Annotated in this window: 18 protein-coding genes; 8 read left to right on the top strand and 10 right to left on the bottom strand. The window is 57.1% G+C overall.

Features of this window, described 5'->3' with window-relative positions; translation table 11 throughout:
- Positions 1-49: 49 nt before the first annotated feature.
- Complete coding sequence (speE, locus tag ACT3UM_RS11005; RefSeq protein ID WP_498898733.1) at positions 50-916, bottom strand: polyamine aminopropyltransferase; 867 nt, start codon at positions 914-916, stop codon at positions 50-52.
- Positions 913-2,028 carry a uroporphyrinogen decarboxylase gene (gene hemE / locus ACT3UM_RS11000; protein ID WP_498898731.1) on the bottom strand — a complete coding sequence of 372 codons (1,116 nt, stop codon included), beginning with the start codon at positions 2,026-2,028 and terminating at the stop codon, positions 913-915. Before hemE ends, speE begins: the two co-directional genes overlap by 4 nt.
- A 262-nt stretch (positions 2,029-2,290) precedes the next feature.
- Between hemE and ribA the strand changes: the two genes are divergently transcribed.
- The 3 genes from ribA to cheZ all read left to right on the top strand — a co-directional run bounded on the left by ribA (position 2,291) and on the right by cheZ (position 4,570).
- On the top strand, positions 2,291-2,926 hold the full coding sequence (gene ribA, locus ACT3UM_RS10995) for a GTP cyclohydrolase II (RefSeq protein ID WP_064235670.1): 636 nt from the start codon (positions 2,291-2,293) through the stop codon (positions 2,924-2,926).
- A gap of 37 nt (positions 2,927-2,963) precedes the next feature.
- On the top strand, positions 2,964-3,659 hold the full coding sequence (gene trhA / locus ACT3UM_RS10990) for a PAQR family membrane homeostasis protein TrhA (protein WP_498898728.1): 696 nt from the start codon (positions 2,964-2,966) through the stop codon (positions 3,657-3,659).
- Positions 3,660-3,883: 224 nt separating this feature from the next.
- Positions 3,884-4,570, top strand: coding sequence for a protein phosphatase CheZ (gene cheZ / locus ACT3UM_RS10985; RefSeq protein WP_051912787.1), 687 nt, complete (start codon positions 3,884-3,886; stop codon positions 4,568-4,570).
- 86 nt (positions 4,571-4,656) lie between these two features.
- Here the strand turns inward: cheZ and ACT3UM_RS10980 are convergent, their stop codons facing one another.
- From ACT3UM_RS10980 to ACT3UM_RS10950, 7 genes are all read right to left on the bottom strand, one after another.
- Positions 4,657-5,280, bottom strand: coding sequence for a glutathione S-transferase family protein (locus ACT3UM_RS10980; protein WP_498898726.1), 624 nt, complete (start codon positions 5,278-5,280; stop codon positions 4,657-4,659).
- A 105-nt stretch (positions 5,281-5,385) separates the two neighbouring features.
- Positions 5,386-5,862, bottom strand: a complete 477-nt coding sequence (locus ACT3UM_RS10975; protein WP_498898724.1) for an RES family NAD+ phosphorylase — start codon at positions 5,860-5,862, stop codon at positions 5,386-5,388.
- Positions 5,862-6,305 (bottom strand): Xre family toxin-antitoxin system antitoxin, encoded by a 444-nt coding sequence (locus ACT3UM_RS10970; protein WP_498898721.1) that lies wholly within the window; start codon positions 6,303-6,305, stop codon positions 5,862-5,864. The genes ACT3UM_RS10975 and ACT3UM_RS10970 overlap by 1 nt, the downstream gene beginning before the upstream one ends.
- Before the next feature lie 96 nt (positions 6,306-6,401).
- On the bottom strand, positions 6,402-7,163 hold the full coding sequence (gene djlA / locus ACT3UM_RS10965) for a co-chaperone DjlA (RefSeq protein WP_498898719.1): 762 nt from the start codon (positions 7,161-7,163) through the stop codon (positions 6,402-6,404).
- 31 nt (positions 7,164-7,194) lie between these two features.
- On the bottom strand, positions 7,195-9,120 hold the full coding sequence (gene dxs, locus ACT3UM_RS10960; protein WP_498898717.1) for a 1-deoxy-D-xylulose-5-phosphate synthase: 1,926 nt from the start codon (positions 9,118-9,120) through the stop codon (positions 7,195-7,197).
- 14 nt (positions 9,121-9,134) lie between these two features.
- Complete coding sequence (gene ispA, locus ACT3UM_RS10955) at positions 9,135-10,028, bottom strand: (2E,6E)-farnesyl diphosphate synthase (RefSeq protein WP_498898715.1); 894 nt, start codon at positions 10,026-10,028, stop codon at positions 9,135-9,137.
- Positions 10,022-10,312: an exodeoxyribonuclease VII small subunit gene (locus ACT3UM_RS10950; protein WP_064235663.1), complete on the bottom strand. Its 291-nt coding sequence runs from the start codon at positions 10,310-10,312 to the stop codon at positions 10,022-10,024. The genes ispA and ACT3UM_RS10950 overlap by 7 nt, the downstream gene beginning before the upstream one ends.
- A gap of 248 nt (positions 10,313-10,560) precedes the next feature.
- Here ACT3UM_RS10950 and serA point away from each other — a divergent pair, with 248 nt between their 5' ends.
- Positions 10,561-11,805 (top strand): phosphoglycerate dehydrogenase, encoded by a 1,245-nt coding sequence (gene serA / locus ACT3UM_RS10945; RefSeq protein ID WP_498898712.1) that lies wholly within the window; start codon positions 10,561-10,563, stop codon positions 11,803-11,805.
- A 72-nt stretch (positions 11,806-11,877) separates the two neighbouring features.
- On the opposite strand, the gene ACT3UM_RS10940 is transcribed toward serA, so the two are convergent.
- Positions 11,878-12,567 carry a pirin family protein gene (locus tag ACT3UM_RS10940; protein ID WP_144809886.1) on the bottom strand — a complete coding sequence of 230 codons (690 nt, stop codon included), beginning with the start codon at positions 12,565-12,567 and terminating at the stop codon, positions 11,878-11,880.
- Positions 12,568-12,750: 183 nt separating this feature from the next.
- Here ACT3UM_RS10940 and trhO point away from each other — a divergent pair, with 183 nt between their 5' ends.
- The 4 genes from trhO (at position 12,751) to ACT3UM_RS10920 (ending at position 16,090) form a co-directional block, all read left to right on the top strand.
- The gene (gene trhO, locus ACT3UM_RS10935) at positions 12,751-13,713 is read left to right on the top strand and encodes an oxygen-dependent tRNA uridine(34) hydroxylase TrhO (RefSeq protein WP_498898710.1); all 963 of its coding nucleotides are present in this window, start codon (positions 12,751-12,753) and stop codon (positions 13,711-13,713) included.
- Between the two features lie 83 nt (positions 13,714-13,796).
- Positions 13,797-14,633: an enoyl-CoA hydratase gene (locus tag ACT3UM_RS10930; protein WP_498898708.1), complete on the top strand. Its 837-nt coding sequence runs from the start codon at positions 13,797-13,799 to the stop codon at positions 14,631-14,633.
- Between the two features lie 175 nt (positions 14,634-14,808).
- Positions 14,809-15,630 carry an IclR family transcriptional regulator domain-containing protein gene (locus ACT3UM_RS10925; RefSeq protein ID WP_498898706.1) on the top strand — a complete coding sequence of 274 codons (822 nt, stop codon included), beginning with the start codon at positions 14,809-14,811 and terminating at the stop codon, positions 15,628-15,630.
- Positions 15,631-15,658: 28 nt separating this feature from the next.
- The gene (locus ACT3UM_RS10920; protein ID WP_498898704.1) at positions 15,659-16,090 is read left to right on the top strand and encodes a YqaA family protein; all 432 of its coding nucleotides are present in this window, start codon (positions 15,659-15,661) and stop codon (positions 16,088-16,090) included.
- Positions 16,091-16,257: the final 167 nt, after the last annotated feature.

Raw genomic sequence — 16,257 nt, 5'->3', positions numbered from 1 at the left:
GGCAAGTTGAGGTGGGCGGTGACTAAAGGCGGGCAAAACGATGGTGCGTTTACTCGGCTGAAAAGGCCTTGCGCATAAACGGCGGTAGGGCGAGCGCGCCACGGTGGGCTTCTAGGCTATAGTACTCAAGCGGCAGGTCGTGGCTGGCGGCGGCTTGCTCGCGGAAGGTATTCACATCGGTGGTTTTACCCGCCAATGTCACGCTCCACCAGCCTGAGGGATAAACCGGCTGCGGGAAGGGTAGCGTGGCAACGCTGTCAAAACCGGCTTTCAACATATCGTTGCGCAGCTCACGAATGATCGAACCAGCGTGGTAAAGCGGTGATTCGCTCTGCTGCACCATCACGCCGCCGCTTTTCAAAATACGGTGACAGCGCTTTAAAAAGTCGGTTTTAAACAACCCTTCAGCGGGGCCAACTGGGTCGGTAGAGTCGATAATCAAGACATCGATGCTCTCATCCGGTGCATCGTCCACCCACTTGACGCCATCGGCGAACAGCAACTCAGCGCGCGGGTCGTTATTCGATTCTACCAACGACGGGAAGAAACGCTCAGACGCCTTGGTAACTTCTTCATCGATATCAATCTGGGTAACTTTCTCAACGCTTGAGTGTCGCAGCACCTCTTTTAAGGTGCCGCAGTCACCGCCGCCGATGATCACTACCCGCTTGGGGTCTTGATGGGTGAACAGCGCCGGATGGGCAATCATTTCGTGGTAGAGAAAATTATCGCGATCGGTCAGCATCACGCAGCCGTCCAGCACCATCAGGTTGCCATAGGTTTCGGTGGCGTAAACCTCCAGATGCTGGTACTGGCTCTGCACATCCAGCAGCTTTTCTGAGATCTTCAGCGAGAAGGCGCTGCCGTGGCTGTCAAAGATTTCGGTAAACCACTGGTCGTCGCGTAATTCGCTCATGAATTGGCTCCTGAGTGCGATGTGTTGGGTTGCGTCGGAATATCGCGGTGATACTGCGGGCTTAGCTCGTGCAGCGCCTCCATAAAGGCGGTGACGTGGTCGGGATTGGTAAATTGGCTGATGCCGTGGCCCAGGTTAAATACGTGGCCAGGGCCGTGACCGTAGCTTTCCAGCACCCGGGCCACTTCGGCGCGAATAGCCGAGGGGCGGGCAAACAGCACGTTGGGATCAAGATTGCCCTGCAGAGCGACCTTATGGCCAACCCGGGCGCGTGCGTCGGAAAGCTCAGTAGACCAGTCGATACCCAGCGCATCGGCACCAGCGCAGGCGATATGCTCAAGCCACTGGCCGCCATTCTTGGTGAATAAAATCACCGGTACCCGGCGACCATCGTGTTCGCGAATCAGCCCGGAAACGATCTGCTCCATATAGCGCAGCGAGAACTCAAGGTAAGCCGGGGTAGAAAGCGCGCCGCCCCAGGTATCGAAAATCTGCACCGCCTGGGCGCCGGCACGAATCTGCGCGTTCAGGTAGTCGGTTACCGCATGCGCCAGCGTATCCAGCAACTGGTGCATGGTGTCCGGCGTATCGTAAAGCATGGTTTTCAGATGGCGGAAGTCTTTGCTGGAGCTGCCTTCGACCATATACGTCGCTAGCGTCCAGGGGCTGCCGGAGAAACCAATCAGCGGCATACGGCCATTCAACTCCCGGCGAATGGTCGACACTGCGCGCATCACGTAATCCAGGTCGCGCTCGGCGTCGGGTACACTGAGTGCGGCGACCTCTTCTGGGGTGCGCACGGTTTTGCGAAATTTAGGGCCTTCGCCGGTTTCAAAATAGAGACCCAAGCCCATGGCATCAGGGATGGTTAAAATATCTGAAAACAGAATCGCCGCATCTAGCGGGTAGCGCTCTAGAGGCTGCAGGGTGACTTCGCAGGCCAGGTCATGGTTGCGGCACAGATCCATAAAGCTGCCTGCATCGGCCCGTCTGGCGCGGTATTCCGGCAGGTAGCGGCCCGCTTGACGCATCATCCACACCGGGGTGCGGTCGACGGGCTGGCGCGCTAGCGCGCGAAGGAATCGATCATTATGCAAAGGTGTAGTGGTCATAGGCACTTGCTCTTAAGAAATTTGCCCGCATCGTACTTAAAGCCGTATCGGGTATCGTATGTGCGCAATTGTACTTGAAGATAGCCGCTAGGGCGGCGTACTGGATGGCAAAAATCGTCGCACCCAGCCAATTTTTCTCGCCTAATTAGCCGATTTTAGCGTCTTCGCCAACGTGAGGCGTGCGCCGCTTCCTGTTAGAATACTGGCCCACTTTGCCAACACTGGTGTGGTTAACTGGTTTGGTCAATCAGCGAGGTAACCTGTGACCATTCGCTTCATTGCCGCTTCCCGGCTGCCCACGCCCTGGGCAACATTTACTATGCATGGCTTCGAAGATGAGGCCACCGGCAAGGATCATATCGCCCTAACGTTGGGTGATGTGACCGGCGACGAGCCGGTATTGGGGCGGGTGCACTCCGAGTGTTTGACCGGTGATGCGCTGTTTTCCATGCGTTGCGACTGCGGCTACCAGCTGCAGGAAGCGCTGAAACGTATCGCTGAAGAGGGCCGCGGCGTGCTGTTTTACCTGCGCCAAGAAGGGCGCGGTATTGGCCTGTTAAACAAAATTCGCGCTTATCACTTGCAGGATCAAGGCGCCGACACGGTCGAGGCCAACGAGCAGCTCGGTTTTGGCGCCGATATGCGCCGCTACGACCTGTGCGTGCCAATGCTCAATCATCTGGGCATTACGTCACTGCGATTAATGACCAACAACCCGCGCAAGGTGGATGCCCTCACCCGCGATGGCGTGAATGTCGTCGAACGCCTGCCGATCACCACCGGCCTGAATCCCCATAACGAGCAGTATCTATCCACCAAAGCGGGCAAGCTCGGCCACATGATGGCACTAGACGACTTTACCCACGCCAGCGATGTGGATATTGAGCGTAAGGGGTGATATGAGTGGGGGAGTGGCATGCCAGGAGAGCCCCAGGATGAAAGCGGTACGTGAAGAAACTGAAGTATCTGCTGAACAGCAGGGCGAATTCAGCGTTGTCGAAGAGTGGCTGCACAGTATCACCCACGGTATCGGTGCTGTGCTCAGTCTGGTGGGGATGGTGGTACTGCTGGTGGCCGCGAGCTACGCCGCCCATGTAGACCCTTGGAAAATTGTTAGCCTGAGCCTTTACGGCACCACGCTGGTCCTGCTGTATACCGCTTCGACCCTTTACCACGGCATTCCTCATCGGCGCTGGAAACAGCGCTTTCAACTGCTTGATCACTGCGCGATTTATCTGCTGATCGCGGGGACTTATACACCCTTTCTGCTCGTCAATATGCGTGGTACAACGGGCTGGACCTTGTTTGTGGCCGTGTGGTCGCTGGCGCTGATGGGCATTGCCTTTAAATTGTTGTGGCCTAATCGCTTTGCGGTGTTACGCGTGGCGATTTATTTGCTCATGGGCTGGATGATCGTGCTGGCGTCGGGCGAGATGGCGGCGCGCTTATCGACGACGGGTATCGCCCTGCTGGCCGCAGGAGGAATTACCTACACGCTAGGGGTTATCTTCTACGCTGTGCGTGCTATTCCCTACAACCACGCCATCTGGCACTTGTTTGTGATTGGCGGCAGCGTCTGTCACTACTTTGCCGTTTATAGCGCCGTTCTGCCCCATACCTCGCCTGTGTAGTCGCTAAGACCCCTTGAAAACACCAACAATGTCAGAAACGTAAGAGATCTCTTACAAGATTGAGTGAGTAAAATGAATTGGTGGTTAATAGCTTGCCTTTATCGCTAATCGACTCTTGAACAAGCAGGCATAATGTTGGCTTTATACGTTTGTATATGTATAGATAGCGACTGTAAAAAGTAAACAAGCCACATTCAATAAGATTTTCCAACAAGAGGATTGTCATGAGCACTGTTAACAACGCCCACGACACGACCATGCCGTCGGTACTGGGCAAAAAAGACAGTACTGATGAGATGGTGCATCGCATTGGCCACTTAACGCGCCTGCTGCGGGACAGCATGAAAGAGCTGGGCTTAGATCAGCAGATTACCCAGGCGGCGCAAGCGATACCGGATGCCAATGACCGGCTCAACTACGTTGCCTCCATGACGGAGCAGGCCGCAGAACGGGCATTGAACGCGGTTGAGCGGGCGCAGCCGGTGCAAGATAGCCTTGAAGAAGAGGGCGCGGCACTTAATAAGCGCTGGCAGGCAGCGGCAGCTAAGCTCGCTGCGGTAGAGGGTGATCCGCAGCTTGTCGAGGATACGCAGCGCTTTCTGAGCGATAAGCTTCCTACCGCAACTGGGGCGACGCAAAAAGAGCTGCTTGAAATCATGATGGCTCAGGACTTCCAGGATCTCACTGGCCAGGTGATTAAGAAAATGATCGAAGTCATCAAGCTGATCGAAGAGCAGCTTGTTCAGGTGTTAGTCGATAATGTGCCCAACGTTACCGATGGCGTTAAACTCGAAGATGACCGCGATGAACATGCCAAACTGCGCAATGGGCCACAGGTGGGTAAAGACAAAACAGATGTGGCAACAGGGCAGGATCAAGTAGATGATCTACTTGATGAGCTTGGCTTTTAAGGGGCACCTAGCCTGGAATAGCAAGGAACCGTTGCCTCGCATAACTAGCAACGGTCTTAAAGGCGCTTAGGTGCCATTTGTTTTGTTTAGCCCTTCGCTGCCGCCTGCTCTTTTTCCATTGCCTTTGCCATCGCGGCGCGCTGAATATGGCGTGCGCGATAGGCCATCAGCGGTTCGGGTAAGCGGTGCTTCATGCTAATCGCCCAAGACAAGGTATGGGTTAAAAACAGATCCGCGAGGGTAAAGGTGTTACCCACCAAAGTTTCTTGGCCGTTGTAGCGGCGCTCTAGCGCGCTTAGCGCACGCTGAAACTCCCACGCGCAGGTCGGCAGAACAGCCGTAACGCGCTTATCTGCAGGTAGGGCAAATTTATGCTTGGCCTGGTTCCATAGCGGCTGCTCAACTTCGGTGACAATAAAACTGAGCCACTGGTCAACCTGGGCGCGGGCTGCGGGATCGCTGGGGAGTAATGTGCCATCACCGTACTGCTTCGCTAGGTAACGGCAAATCGGTGCCGACTCAAATAGCGTTAGTTCGCCATCCTCAATCACCGGTACCTTGCCGTCTGGGTGGCGCGCCAAATGCGCGGCTGTTTGCCCCTCGCCTTTATCCAGCGCCACGTGCTGGCACTGATACTCAAGGCCTAACTCTTCAAGCGTCCATGCTGCTCTTAACGAGCGGGAGTGGGGGAAAGTGTATAGCGTGATCATTACGGCTCCTTAGTGCTCTTAATCTTCTCGTTGTTTTCTTTGCGACGTTTTTTTCTAAATGTAGTAGAGGCCTAACAGGCCGCACTGCGATCTATAAAATTACGCTTAAATGCCCCTAAATAAGCGCTGATTATAAATGTCTTGGCGAGTGTCTATTAAGTGAATATCGGTAATGGCGGGGTGAAGAGGGTTAATGACGGCAATATTCTCCATTGCCCCGGGTACAGCACAGCTGGGAACTAGCAGCATCAGCGTATCGCAACGCTGCAGCCATACAGTGCCTAGTGTTTGAGTGCTTTCAGGGTAGGGGTAGTGGTGCCAATCGTCGGGTAACTGGTGCTGGGCCCAGGTTTCCCTACCGGTATCGTCGGGTAGCTCGAAAATACCTAACCGGTAGTTGGCGGGTAGCAAGCGGGGAGAGGGTAGATAATTGCCGAGTTCCAGCATCGCTACGCTGGCAGAGGTGCCGAAATAGACGACAGGGTTACCTGGAGCGTTCCACCTTGCGCCATCCCGGTAGCTGGCGCCAAGGCCGCTTAAATTATTCATATAGCGTTCGGGAGCGATGCGGTATAGCTTCATTAGCTAAATTCACCGAACTCAATTTTACGCAGCGCTTCCCTCACTAACTGGCGGCCTTCGAAAGTATCAAAAAGATTCAAGGGCGTCTCGCCCGCCAGCGCAGGAATCGGCGTATTTAGCCATTCATGGGCTTTAGCGTTATCGCCAAAAACAGTTTGAGCATGGTAAAGCACGCGCAACACATCCAGTACCTCTTCGCTGTCGGTGCGGCTTAGTGCTTTGCGATGGTAGAAGCGGTGCAAATTGCCTGGCGTGGTTTCCAGCAGTCTGACAAACAGTTCACGATTATTGCCCATTGCCTGAATCGCTTGTTTTACCACGCTGCCCGGGACGCCGAGGCGCACCGCGTGAATAAAGGCGATCTTATCCGTCAGCACATTAACCGATACGCTAACGCCACTAACAGCTTGCTGGCTATTGGAATAATGTTCGAGCGCTTCCATAAGCACCTCCTTCGCTGAACGCTATAGAAGTATGCATCATTTTGATGATGGCTTGCCATCAAAATGTTTTCAGCGCTTTCTGTGTATCTCTTCTCTTTATCTCTCCCGCGCCTCACGGATCCGCTCGTAGGCATTGCCGATTTCGCTTGTGCGCGCTTGGGCGACATCGCGCATGCTTTCGGGAAGGCCTTTACCGGCGAGTTTGTCCGGATGGTTTTGGCTCATCAGGCGGCGGTAGGCTTTTTTGATCTCCGCATCGCTGGCGTCTTCCGAAACCCCAAGTACGCGGTAAGCGTCTTTGAGAGCCTCTTCGCTGGCGCCTTGAGAGTTCGCGGCCGCGCCGTGCAGCATCGCTTCGATCTGCTGCACTTCAGCGTCGCTGCAGCCTACACCGCGGGCAACGCGCAGAATCATCTCGTGCTCGGCGGGGTGAAGCACGCCATCAGCAGCTATCGCCGTGAGCTGAACCTGGATAAATACCTGACGCAGAACCGGCTGGCGCTGGGTGAGGCGGTTGACGTTGGCTAACTCGGCGTCCAGATCGAAGTCGTCGGAGCGGCCGCGCTCAAAGGCGGCACGGGCCTTGGCGCGCTGTTCGCCCTGCAGGCGCATTTGATCAAACAGCTTTTCGGCAACGTCTAGTTCGCCTTCAGTCACTTTGCCGTCGGCTTGGCATAGGCAACCCATCACCGAGAAGATCGACTCCAGAAAGCCTTCCTGGATGCGCATTCGGGCGATATTCAGGCGACGGCTAAGCCGTTTGCCTAGCCACCAGCCCAGGCCACCGCCAATCAGGAGGCCCACCGGGCCGCCAAATGCAAGCCCGATCAGGCCGAAAATAACAATAAGCAATAGCATAGCAATCTCAAAGTGGTTTAAAAGTAATGGCTTATGGCAGCCGGGCACGAATGGCGCGCTCGATGCCTTCGATGTCCAATTGGCAGTCGGTAAGCAGCTGTGCAGGCGTGCCGTGCTCTACAAAAGCATCCGGCAGGCCGAGGTTAAGGACCTCTACCTGAACGCCTTCGGCGTGAAGCAGCTCATTCACGGCGCTGCCTGCGCCACCGGCAATCACATTCTCTTCCAGGGTCACCAATAGTTCGTGTTCGTCGGCGGCGTGCAGCACCGCATCGCGATCCAAGGGTTTAATGGAGCGCATATTGATGTGGGTGGCGTTCAACTTTTCGGCGACTTCCGCTGCGGCGCTGTTGAGGCTGCCAAAGGCGAGAAGCGCGATACGCACGCCGTCGTTGGCGGCATGGCGGCGCACTTCCGCTTTACCAATGGCCAGCGGCTCAAGGTGTGTGGGAATGTCTACGCCTGGGCCAGTACCGCGGGGATAGCGCACCGCGGCGGGGCCGGGGTGATGATAGGCGGCACTCAGCATGGCGCGGCACTCGGCTTCATCCGCCGGGGCCAGAATCACCATGCCGGGCACACAGCGCAGGAAAGAGAGATCCATGCTGCCGTGGTGGGTGGGGCCGTCTTCGCCCACCAAGCCTGCGCGGTCAATGGCGAAGGTGACATCCAGGTTCTGCACCGCGACGTCGTGAATCAACTGATCGTAGCCGCGCTGTAGAAAAGTGGAGTAGATCGCAACCACCGGTTTCATGCCTTCGCAGGCCATGCCCGCGGCGAGGGTTACCGCGTGTTGCTCGGCAATGGCCACATCAAAATAGCGTTGCGGGTACTCTTTTGAGAAGCGAATCAGGTCGGAGCCTTCGCGCATGGCGGGGGTAATGCCCATCAGGCGCGGATCGGTGGCGGCCATATCGCACAGCCATTCGCCGAACACATTGCAGTACTTTTTCTTGGCCGGTGGTGGGGTCACCACCGGTTTCTTGGCCGCAGTAGCGTTGGCTAATGTGTTGGGTTTCTCCAGTTTGGTAATGGCGTGGTAGCCAATCTGATCCGCTTCGGCGGGCAGGAAGCCTTTGCCTTTCACCGTCTTGATATGCAGAAACTGTGGGCCGTCCAGGTCGCGCAGGTTTTCGAGCGTATCGGTGAGCGCATCGAGATCGTGACCATCAATGGGGCCTACGTAGTTAAAGCCCATCTCTTCAAACAGCGTGGCGGGGCTGACCATGCCTTTCATATGCTCTTCGGTGCGCCGGGCCAGTTCCAGTGCGCCGGGCAGGTGGGAAAGCACTTTTTTGCTCTCTTCGCGTATTTTCAGATAGGGCTTGCTGGAGAGTACCCGGGCTAGGTAGGTCGCCATGCCGCCGACGTTCTCGGAAATCGACATTTCGTTGTCGTTGAGAATCACCAGCAGATTGGCATCCACGTGGCCAGCGTGGGCGAGGGCTTCAAAGGCCATGCCGGCGGTGAGTGCACCATCGCCGATAATCGCACATACGTGTCGCTTGTCGCCCTGTGCCTTGGCTGCCAGTGCCATCCCTAGCGCCGCCGAAATCGAGGTGCTGGAGTGACCGACGCCGAAGGTGTCGTACTCGGACTCGGCACGGCGGGGAAACGCCGCTAAGCCGCCGTGCTGGCGAATACTCAGCATCGTTTCGCGGCGTCCGGTAAGAATCTTGTGTGGATACGCTTGATGGCCAACGTCCCAGACTAAACGGTCGTGGGGCGTGTTAAAGGCGTGGTGTAGCGCGACGCTGAGCTCAACCACGCCAAGGCCCGCGCCAAAGTGGCCGCCGGAAACGCCCACGCTATAGAGCAGGTAGGCGCGCAGCTCGTCGGCCAGTTGGTCGAGCTGTTGGGTATTCATGGCCCGCAGGGCGGCGGGGTGATCAAAAGAGTCAAGCAGCGGCGTCGCTGGGCGCTCGCGGGGGATCTCGTCGAACAGCTTCATGGGCATGTTTTCATAAACGGTTAGTGGTCGCGCTCGATCATATAGTGGGCTAAGTCGGCCAGCGGTGCGGCACGTTCGCCCAGTGGGGCGAGCGCGGCAATGGCCTCGTCAATCAGGCTGTGCGCTTTGCGTTGAGCGCCCTCTAACCCCAGCAGGCTGGGGTAGGTAGGCTTCGCGCGTGCCGCATCGGCGCCTGACGTTTTGCCTAGGGTAACGGTATCGCCGGTCACATCCAGGATGTCGTCGTGAATCTGAAAGGCTAGCCCAATGGCGCGAGCGTAGCGAGTAAGCGCATTTAAACGGGGGTCATCGTCGGCGACCGCAACCAGGCCACCCAGACGCACGGCGGCGACAATCAGGGCGCCGGTTTTATGAGCGTGCATATGGGCCAGGGCGTCGACATCCGGGTGGCCGCCGACAGCGTCTAAATCCAGCGCTTGTCCGGCCACCATGCCATCCCGGCCAGATGCCGCAGCCAAGGTGTGCACCAAATGGCCCAGCCGTGGATGAGCGTTGCTTGCCAGCACTTCAAACGCCAGCGCTTGCAGGGCATCGCCGGCCAGAATCGCGCTCGCTTCATCAAAGGCTTTATGCACCGTGGGCTGGCCACGGCGCAGATCGTCGTCGTCCATGGCGGGTAAATCATCATGGATCAACGAATAGGCGTGGATTAACTCGATGGCGGCGGCGGGGGCGTCCAGGGCGTCGTCGTTAGCCCCTAGCGCGTGCCCGGCCATATACACCAGCAGCGGACGCAGGCGTTTGCCGCCCGCCAGCAGGCCATGGCGCATGGCAGCTTCAAGCCTGGGCGCTACCGCTGGGCGGCTATCAAACAGTGCCGCTAGCGTAGCGTCGACGCGGGCACTGCTGGTCTGGCGCAGGGTGGCAAGCTGGCTAGGCTGCATGGCTACCATGGGGGCGTCTCCTTGCTGTCATCCTCGGCCGCATCCTTGGGGTCGTCGGGGCCAGCGAAGGGCGCTACATTTAAACGCCCTTCGCTGTCTTCGCTCAGCGCCCGCACCTTAAGTTCGGCGCTATCCAGGCGCTGCTGGGCATCGCGGGTTAGCCGCACACCCTGTTCAAACGCGGTCAGTGCATCTTCCAATGAGAGCTCGCCTGACTCAAGACGTTCAACGATGGATTCAAGTTGCTCAACCGTCGCGGCAAAGTCCTGCGGGGGTGGTGTCGTGTCGCTCATTGGGGTATGCCTGCAAACCGGTATGTTTTTAAATAAGCTGAAATAAGCCCACAGTATACACCGAGGCTGGGGGGCGGCGTCTGCCCTCTTCACTACAGCTTATTACGCGACTTGCGGTTCATTCATCGTCAGCACGCAGACTTTTCATCATTCACACCCGGCCTGAACGACGCGGGCTGTGCTACGATATGCGCCTCCCGTGAACCGATACACGGCGCATGCCGCCGACCATAGAGGTTGATTCAGCCATGGCCAAAACGTCCCTGGACAAGAGCAAGATCAAGATCCTGCTACTCGAGGGCGTCCACCAAAGTGCGGTGGACAATTTTCACAACGCCGGTTATGAAAATATCGAGCATCTTCCCACATCCCTTGATGAAGAGGCGCTGATCGACAAGATCCGCGATGTTCACTTCATCGGTATTCGCTCCCGCACCCAGTTGACGGAGCGCGTGTTCGAGGCGGCGGAGAAGCTGGTGGGCGTTGGCTGTTTCTGTATCGGCACCAATCAGGTCGATTTAACCGCGGCACTTACCCGTGGTATCGCGGTATTCAACGCGCCGTACTCCAATACCCGTTCAGTGGCCGAGCTGGTGCTGGCAGAAGCGATTATGCTGCTGCGCGGTATCCCTGAGAAAAACGCCCGCGCCCATCAGGGTGGCTGGCTGAAGTCAGCCAAGAATTCTCACGAAGCGCGCGGTAAAACCCTGGGTATCGTGGGCTACGGCAGCATCGGTGCGCAGCTTTCGGTACTGGCCGAATCGCTGGGCTTTAACGTCATTTACTATGATGTCATCGCCAAGCTGGGCATGGGCAATGCCAGCCAAGTAGGCAGCCTTGAAGAGCTGCTGGGGCGTTCCGATGTGATTAGCCTGCACGTGCCAGACCTAGCCTCTACCCGCTGGATGATTGGCGCGAAAGAGATCGCTGCCATGAAGCAAGGCGCTATCTTGATTAACGCTGCCCGCGGCAGCGTGGTTGAAATTGATGCGCTGGCTGAGGCGATTAAGGCTGGCAAGCTTAACGGCGCCGCGATTGATGTCTTCCCAGTTGAGCCGAAAGGCAACAACGAGGAGTTCCAGAGCCCGCTACGCGGCCTGGAGAACGTGATTCTGACCCCGCATATCGGTGGCTCTACCCTGGAAGCCCAGGAGAACATCGGTATCGAAGTGTCAGAAAAGTTGATCACTTACTCTGATAACGGCACCACGGTGACTTCGGTCAACTTCCCCGAAGTGGCGCTGCCCGCTCACCCGGACAAGCACCGTCTGCTGCACATTCACGACAACGTGCCGGGCGTGCTGTCGCAGATCAACCGCGTGCTGTCTGAAAACGGCATTAACATCTCTGGTCAGTACCTGCAGACCAACGAGAAAGTCGGCTATGTGGTTATCGATGTGGATAAAGCCTACGGCCCTCAGGCGCTGGAAGCGTTGAAGCAGGTGGAGCATACGCTGAAGATTCGTGCGCTCTACTCGGCGCAAAATAGTTAAAACGCTGTTAGCAAAAAAAGCGGTAAAAAAACGGCGCCTCTTAGGAGGCGCCGTTTTAGTGAGTGCAGGTGATCAAGCAAGGTCAAACAGCAGCACTTCTCCGGCTTCTTTACCCGTCAGATTGAAGGCCTCTTCCGGCTGAAACGCTGCGGCATCGCCTGCGCTCAGTGTCTCGCCGTTAACCTCCATTTCGCCGTTCACGACATGCAGCCAAGCGTAGCGCGAAGGGGGTGGCGCTACCTGTTCGCCCGCGCTAAACAGGCCGGAGTACAGGTTTAGGTCCTGGTTAATACTCACCGACCCATCACGCCCTTCTTGAGAAGCCACCAGCCGCCACTGGCCTTGACGCTCGGCGGTGGGAAACGCTTTCTGCTCATAGCTGGGCGTGATGCCTAGCTGTTTGGGCTCAATCCAAATCTGCAGAAAGTGCAGCCCGTTCTCCTTGGAGTGATTGAACTCGCTGTGCAGCACGCCGGTGCCCGCCGACATGCGCTGCACATCGCCTGGGCGCATCACTTCGCCGTTGCCCATGTTGTCTTTGTGCTCCATTTCGCCTTCAAGCACATAGGAGATAATCTCCATATCCCGGTGAGGGTGGGCGCCAAAGCCATGGCCGCCTGCTACGCGGTCTTCATTGATCACGCGCAGGGCGCGGAATCCCATATGCTTGGGATCCATATAGTTGGCAAATGAAAAGGTATGGAAAGAGCGTAGCCAGCCGTGGTCAGCAAAGCCCCGCTCATTAGAACGACGAATAATCATGGTGTTCTCCGCGAGTTGCGTGAGGGAATAGTGACAATATACGCCTCACAGCGGCTGCGTGGGGTGAAGCTTTCAGTACGGTTCTGTCGAATAAATCGACGTTTTCCGGCGCGGATTGCGCTAAAATGTGTGCGTCTTTTAACCCGGTCCGCCCTTTACGAGGGTGACTACCAGGAGCTTTACATGTCAGTACCCATTGCTATGCCTAACACAGTGCCGCCCATTGTGGTCGCAGCGCTATATAAATTTGTCACGCTGAACGACTTCGAAGCGCTGCGCGAGCCGCTGCGCCAAACCATGCTGGATAACGGCGTGAAAGGCACCTTGCTGCTCGCCAAAGAGGGTATCAATGGCACCGTGGCGGGCAGCCGCGAAGGCATTGACGGATTATTGGCATGGCTCACCGCCGACCCGCGTCTCGCTGATATTGACCATAAAGAGTCCTACTGCGACGAGACGCCGTTCTACCGCACAAAGGTTAAACTTAAAAAAGAGATTGTCACCCTCGGGGTGCCCGATATCGACCCTAACGACACTGTGGGTACCTATGTCGAGCCGGAAAACTGGAACGACATCATCGCCGACCCGGAAGTGCTGGTGATCGATACTCGCAACGATTACGAAGTGGCGATTGGTAGCTTTGAGCGGGCGATCGATCCTAAAACCACCACTTTCCGTGAATTTCCTGAGTACGTGCGTGAGCACTACGACCCCGAAAAACATAAAAAAGTGGCCATGTTCTGTACCGGCGGCATCCGCTGTGAAAAAGCCTCCAGCTTTATGCTCAAAGAGGGCTTTGAAGAGGTCTACCATCTTAAAGGCGGCGTGCTGAACTATTTAGAAAAAGTCCCGGAAGAGCAGTCGCTGTGGCGCGGGGAGTGTTTTGTGTTCGACAACCGGGTGACGGTTCGCCACGACTTAAGCAAAGGTGAGTTCGAGCAGTGCCACGCCTGCCGCATGCCGATATCTGCTGAAGATATGCAGTCTTCTGCTTACGAACCGGGGATTAGCTGCCCACACTGCATCGACTCTTTGCCGGAGAAGACCCGCGCTGCCGCCCGTGAACGCCAGCGCCAAATCGATCTAGCCAAACAGCGCGGCGAGCCGCACCCCTTAGGCCGTGATACCCGGCTAATGAAAAAATAAGCGAGGGCACAGTAGGCAGGCATCGTGGACAAGCCTTGTGGGCTAGACTGATGGGCAAAGTTGCTCAAAACTAGGAGTCCAACATGCCCATCACCTCTGGCCGACGCTCTTCTGACGGATCCTTTTCTGAAGATCCATCGTCAACTGTCCCCCCTCTGGAGCGCCTTGACCATCAAGGCGTCACCACGTTAATCATGAGTACACCGGAGCGCTTTAATGCGCTCTCGGAAGCCATGCTGGAAGCACTTCACGACGCCCTGACCGAGATTGCGGACGATAGCAGCGTGCGCTGTGTTGTCCTCGCCGCGGAAGGAAAAGCCTTTTGCGCCGGGCATGACCTGAAGCAGATGCGCGCCAACCCCGATAAAGCCTACTACCAAACGCTGTTTGCCCGCTGTGGCGACGTGATGCAGGCGATTGTGCACCTGCCCGTACCGGTAATTGCCAAAGTGCAGGGCATCGCCACCGCCGCAGGCTGCCAACTGGTGGCGAGCTGTGACTTGGCCGTTGCTGCGCGCAGCGCCCGCTTTGCTGTTTCCGGGATCAACGTGGGGCTGTTTTGCTCCACCCCTGCGGTAGCGCTCTCCCGCAACGTGGCGTCTAAGCGCGCCATGGAGATGCTGCTGACCGGGGAGTTTATCAGCGCTGAGCAGGCTGCCGAGTGGGGCCTGATTAATCGCGTGGCAGAAGACGACGCGCTGGATGCGGCCACGGACGCGCTGACCGCCAGTATCTGCGCTAAAAGCGCCGTTGCGGTGCGTACCGGAAAAGCCATGTTTGCTCGCCAGCTTTCCATGCCGCTTGACGAAGCCTATGCCTTTGCCGGGGAAACCATGGCCTGCAATATGTTAGCCGAGGATGTGAGCGAGGGGATTGATGCGTTTATCGCCAAGCGGCCACCGCACTGGCGGCATCGCTGACGTACCATCGCTGAATGAATGGAATTCGTTTCCGTAAACGCGACAATCGCCGTGCTGTCACGTTATCCTGACGCCCTTTATGTTTTTAGCGAAGGCGCCGTCAGCAAGGTCGCTGTTAGTCAGTAGGCGCGCTTTTGGAGTGTCTTTTTAGCAGCGTCTTTTAGGAGAAAGCTAGGTGAGTGAAGCCAAACGCAGGACGGTCGGCCGTCCGGCGAGTACCGCCAAAGCCAGCGGAGGCCATAGCCAGTCGCTTGTACGTGGCTTAACGTTGTTGGAGTACCTAGCGGCCAGCCCGCTTGGGTTAGCCCTTTCAGAAGTGGCAGAGATGGCCGAATTGGCGCCGTCGACCACCCATCGGCTGCTGCAAGCCTTGCAGAGCCAGGGCTTTGTGACCCAGGAGAACGAGCAAGGTCTGTGGCGTATTGATGTCAAAACCTTCCGTATCGGCAATAGCTTTCTTGAAGCGCGCGACGTGGTGGCTACCAGCCGTCCTTTTCTGCGCCGTTTAACCGCGGAAACCGGCGAGACCGCTAATTTGGGCATTCGCGATGGAGCGACCGCGGTGTTTCTCGCTCAACACGAATCCCCGCAGATGATGCGCATGATCACCCGGCTAGGCTCCCGCGCGCCGCTACACGCCTCTGGCGTCGGCAAGGCGCTGCTGGCGTGGATGCCCGATGATGAGCGCGCTCAATTGCTGGATGGCCAAGCGCTTGCCAGAGTGACAGAAAATACGCTCTATCAACCCGACTCCTTACAAGAGGAAACGGAGCAGATTCGCGCCCAAGGCTTTGCCTGCGATCGGGAAGAGCATGCCGTTGGCCTGCACTGCGTGGCCGCCTGTGTGTTCGATGAGCACGGCGCGCCGCTGGCAGCGATTTCGGTTTCAGGCCCCGTAGCGCGAATCCCGGAAGCGCGTTTACTCACCCTGGGTGCGCTGGTGCGCCAAACGGCCGATGAAATAACCCAGCAGTTGGGTGGGCAGGTGCCACGTTAACGTGGGTCGCTGAGGTTGTGGTAAGCCTATGCTAAGTCTGTTTTTTGTCGCCCTGGTCAGCGCAACGCTGCTACCCGGCGGGTCGGAGGTGTGGCTAGCGCGGCTATGGTGTCTCGGCGAGCCGCCCTTAGGGCTGTGGCTGGTGGCCACGGTAGGCAACACCCTCGGCAGCATGATCAACATCGCCATGGGGCGCTACGCACGCCAGTTTCAAGACCGCCGCTGGTTTCCCGCATCGCCGCGTAGCTTGGCGCGCGCGGAAGGCTGGTATCACCGCTTTGGCGAGCTGAGCCTGCTGATTTCCTGGGCGCCGATTATTGGTGACCCGCTTACCGTGCTGGCCGGTGTCTTCCGGGTGCCCTGGTGGCGGGCGCTGGCTTGGATCGTGGTCGCCAAAGGCGCGCGCTACGCGGTGGTTATACTGTTGGCACAACAGTGGCTATTGCCGCTGTGCCAGTAAAACGCCTTATGAATCAAGTCATGTTACCCTGTACAACTTTTTAACAAGCTGCCTTGTTAGTATAGAGTGGCAGTGCAGAGTGTAAGCAACATCGGACGCCTAATGTTAGCTTGCGTAAAATCAGGCAGCCGTTAGATTGAACACAACACTCACTAAAAAGGAGGTTG

This window comes from Halomonas sp. AOP13-D3-9 (genome assembly GCF_052379125.1).
Classification (GTDB): domain Bacteria; phylum Pseudomonadota; class Gammaproteobacteria; order Pseudomonadales; family Halomonadaceae; genus Vreelandella.
Note: the sequence above shows the minus strand (reverse complement) of the source record. Positions and strands in the feature narration are given on the sequence as shown.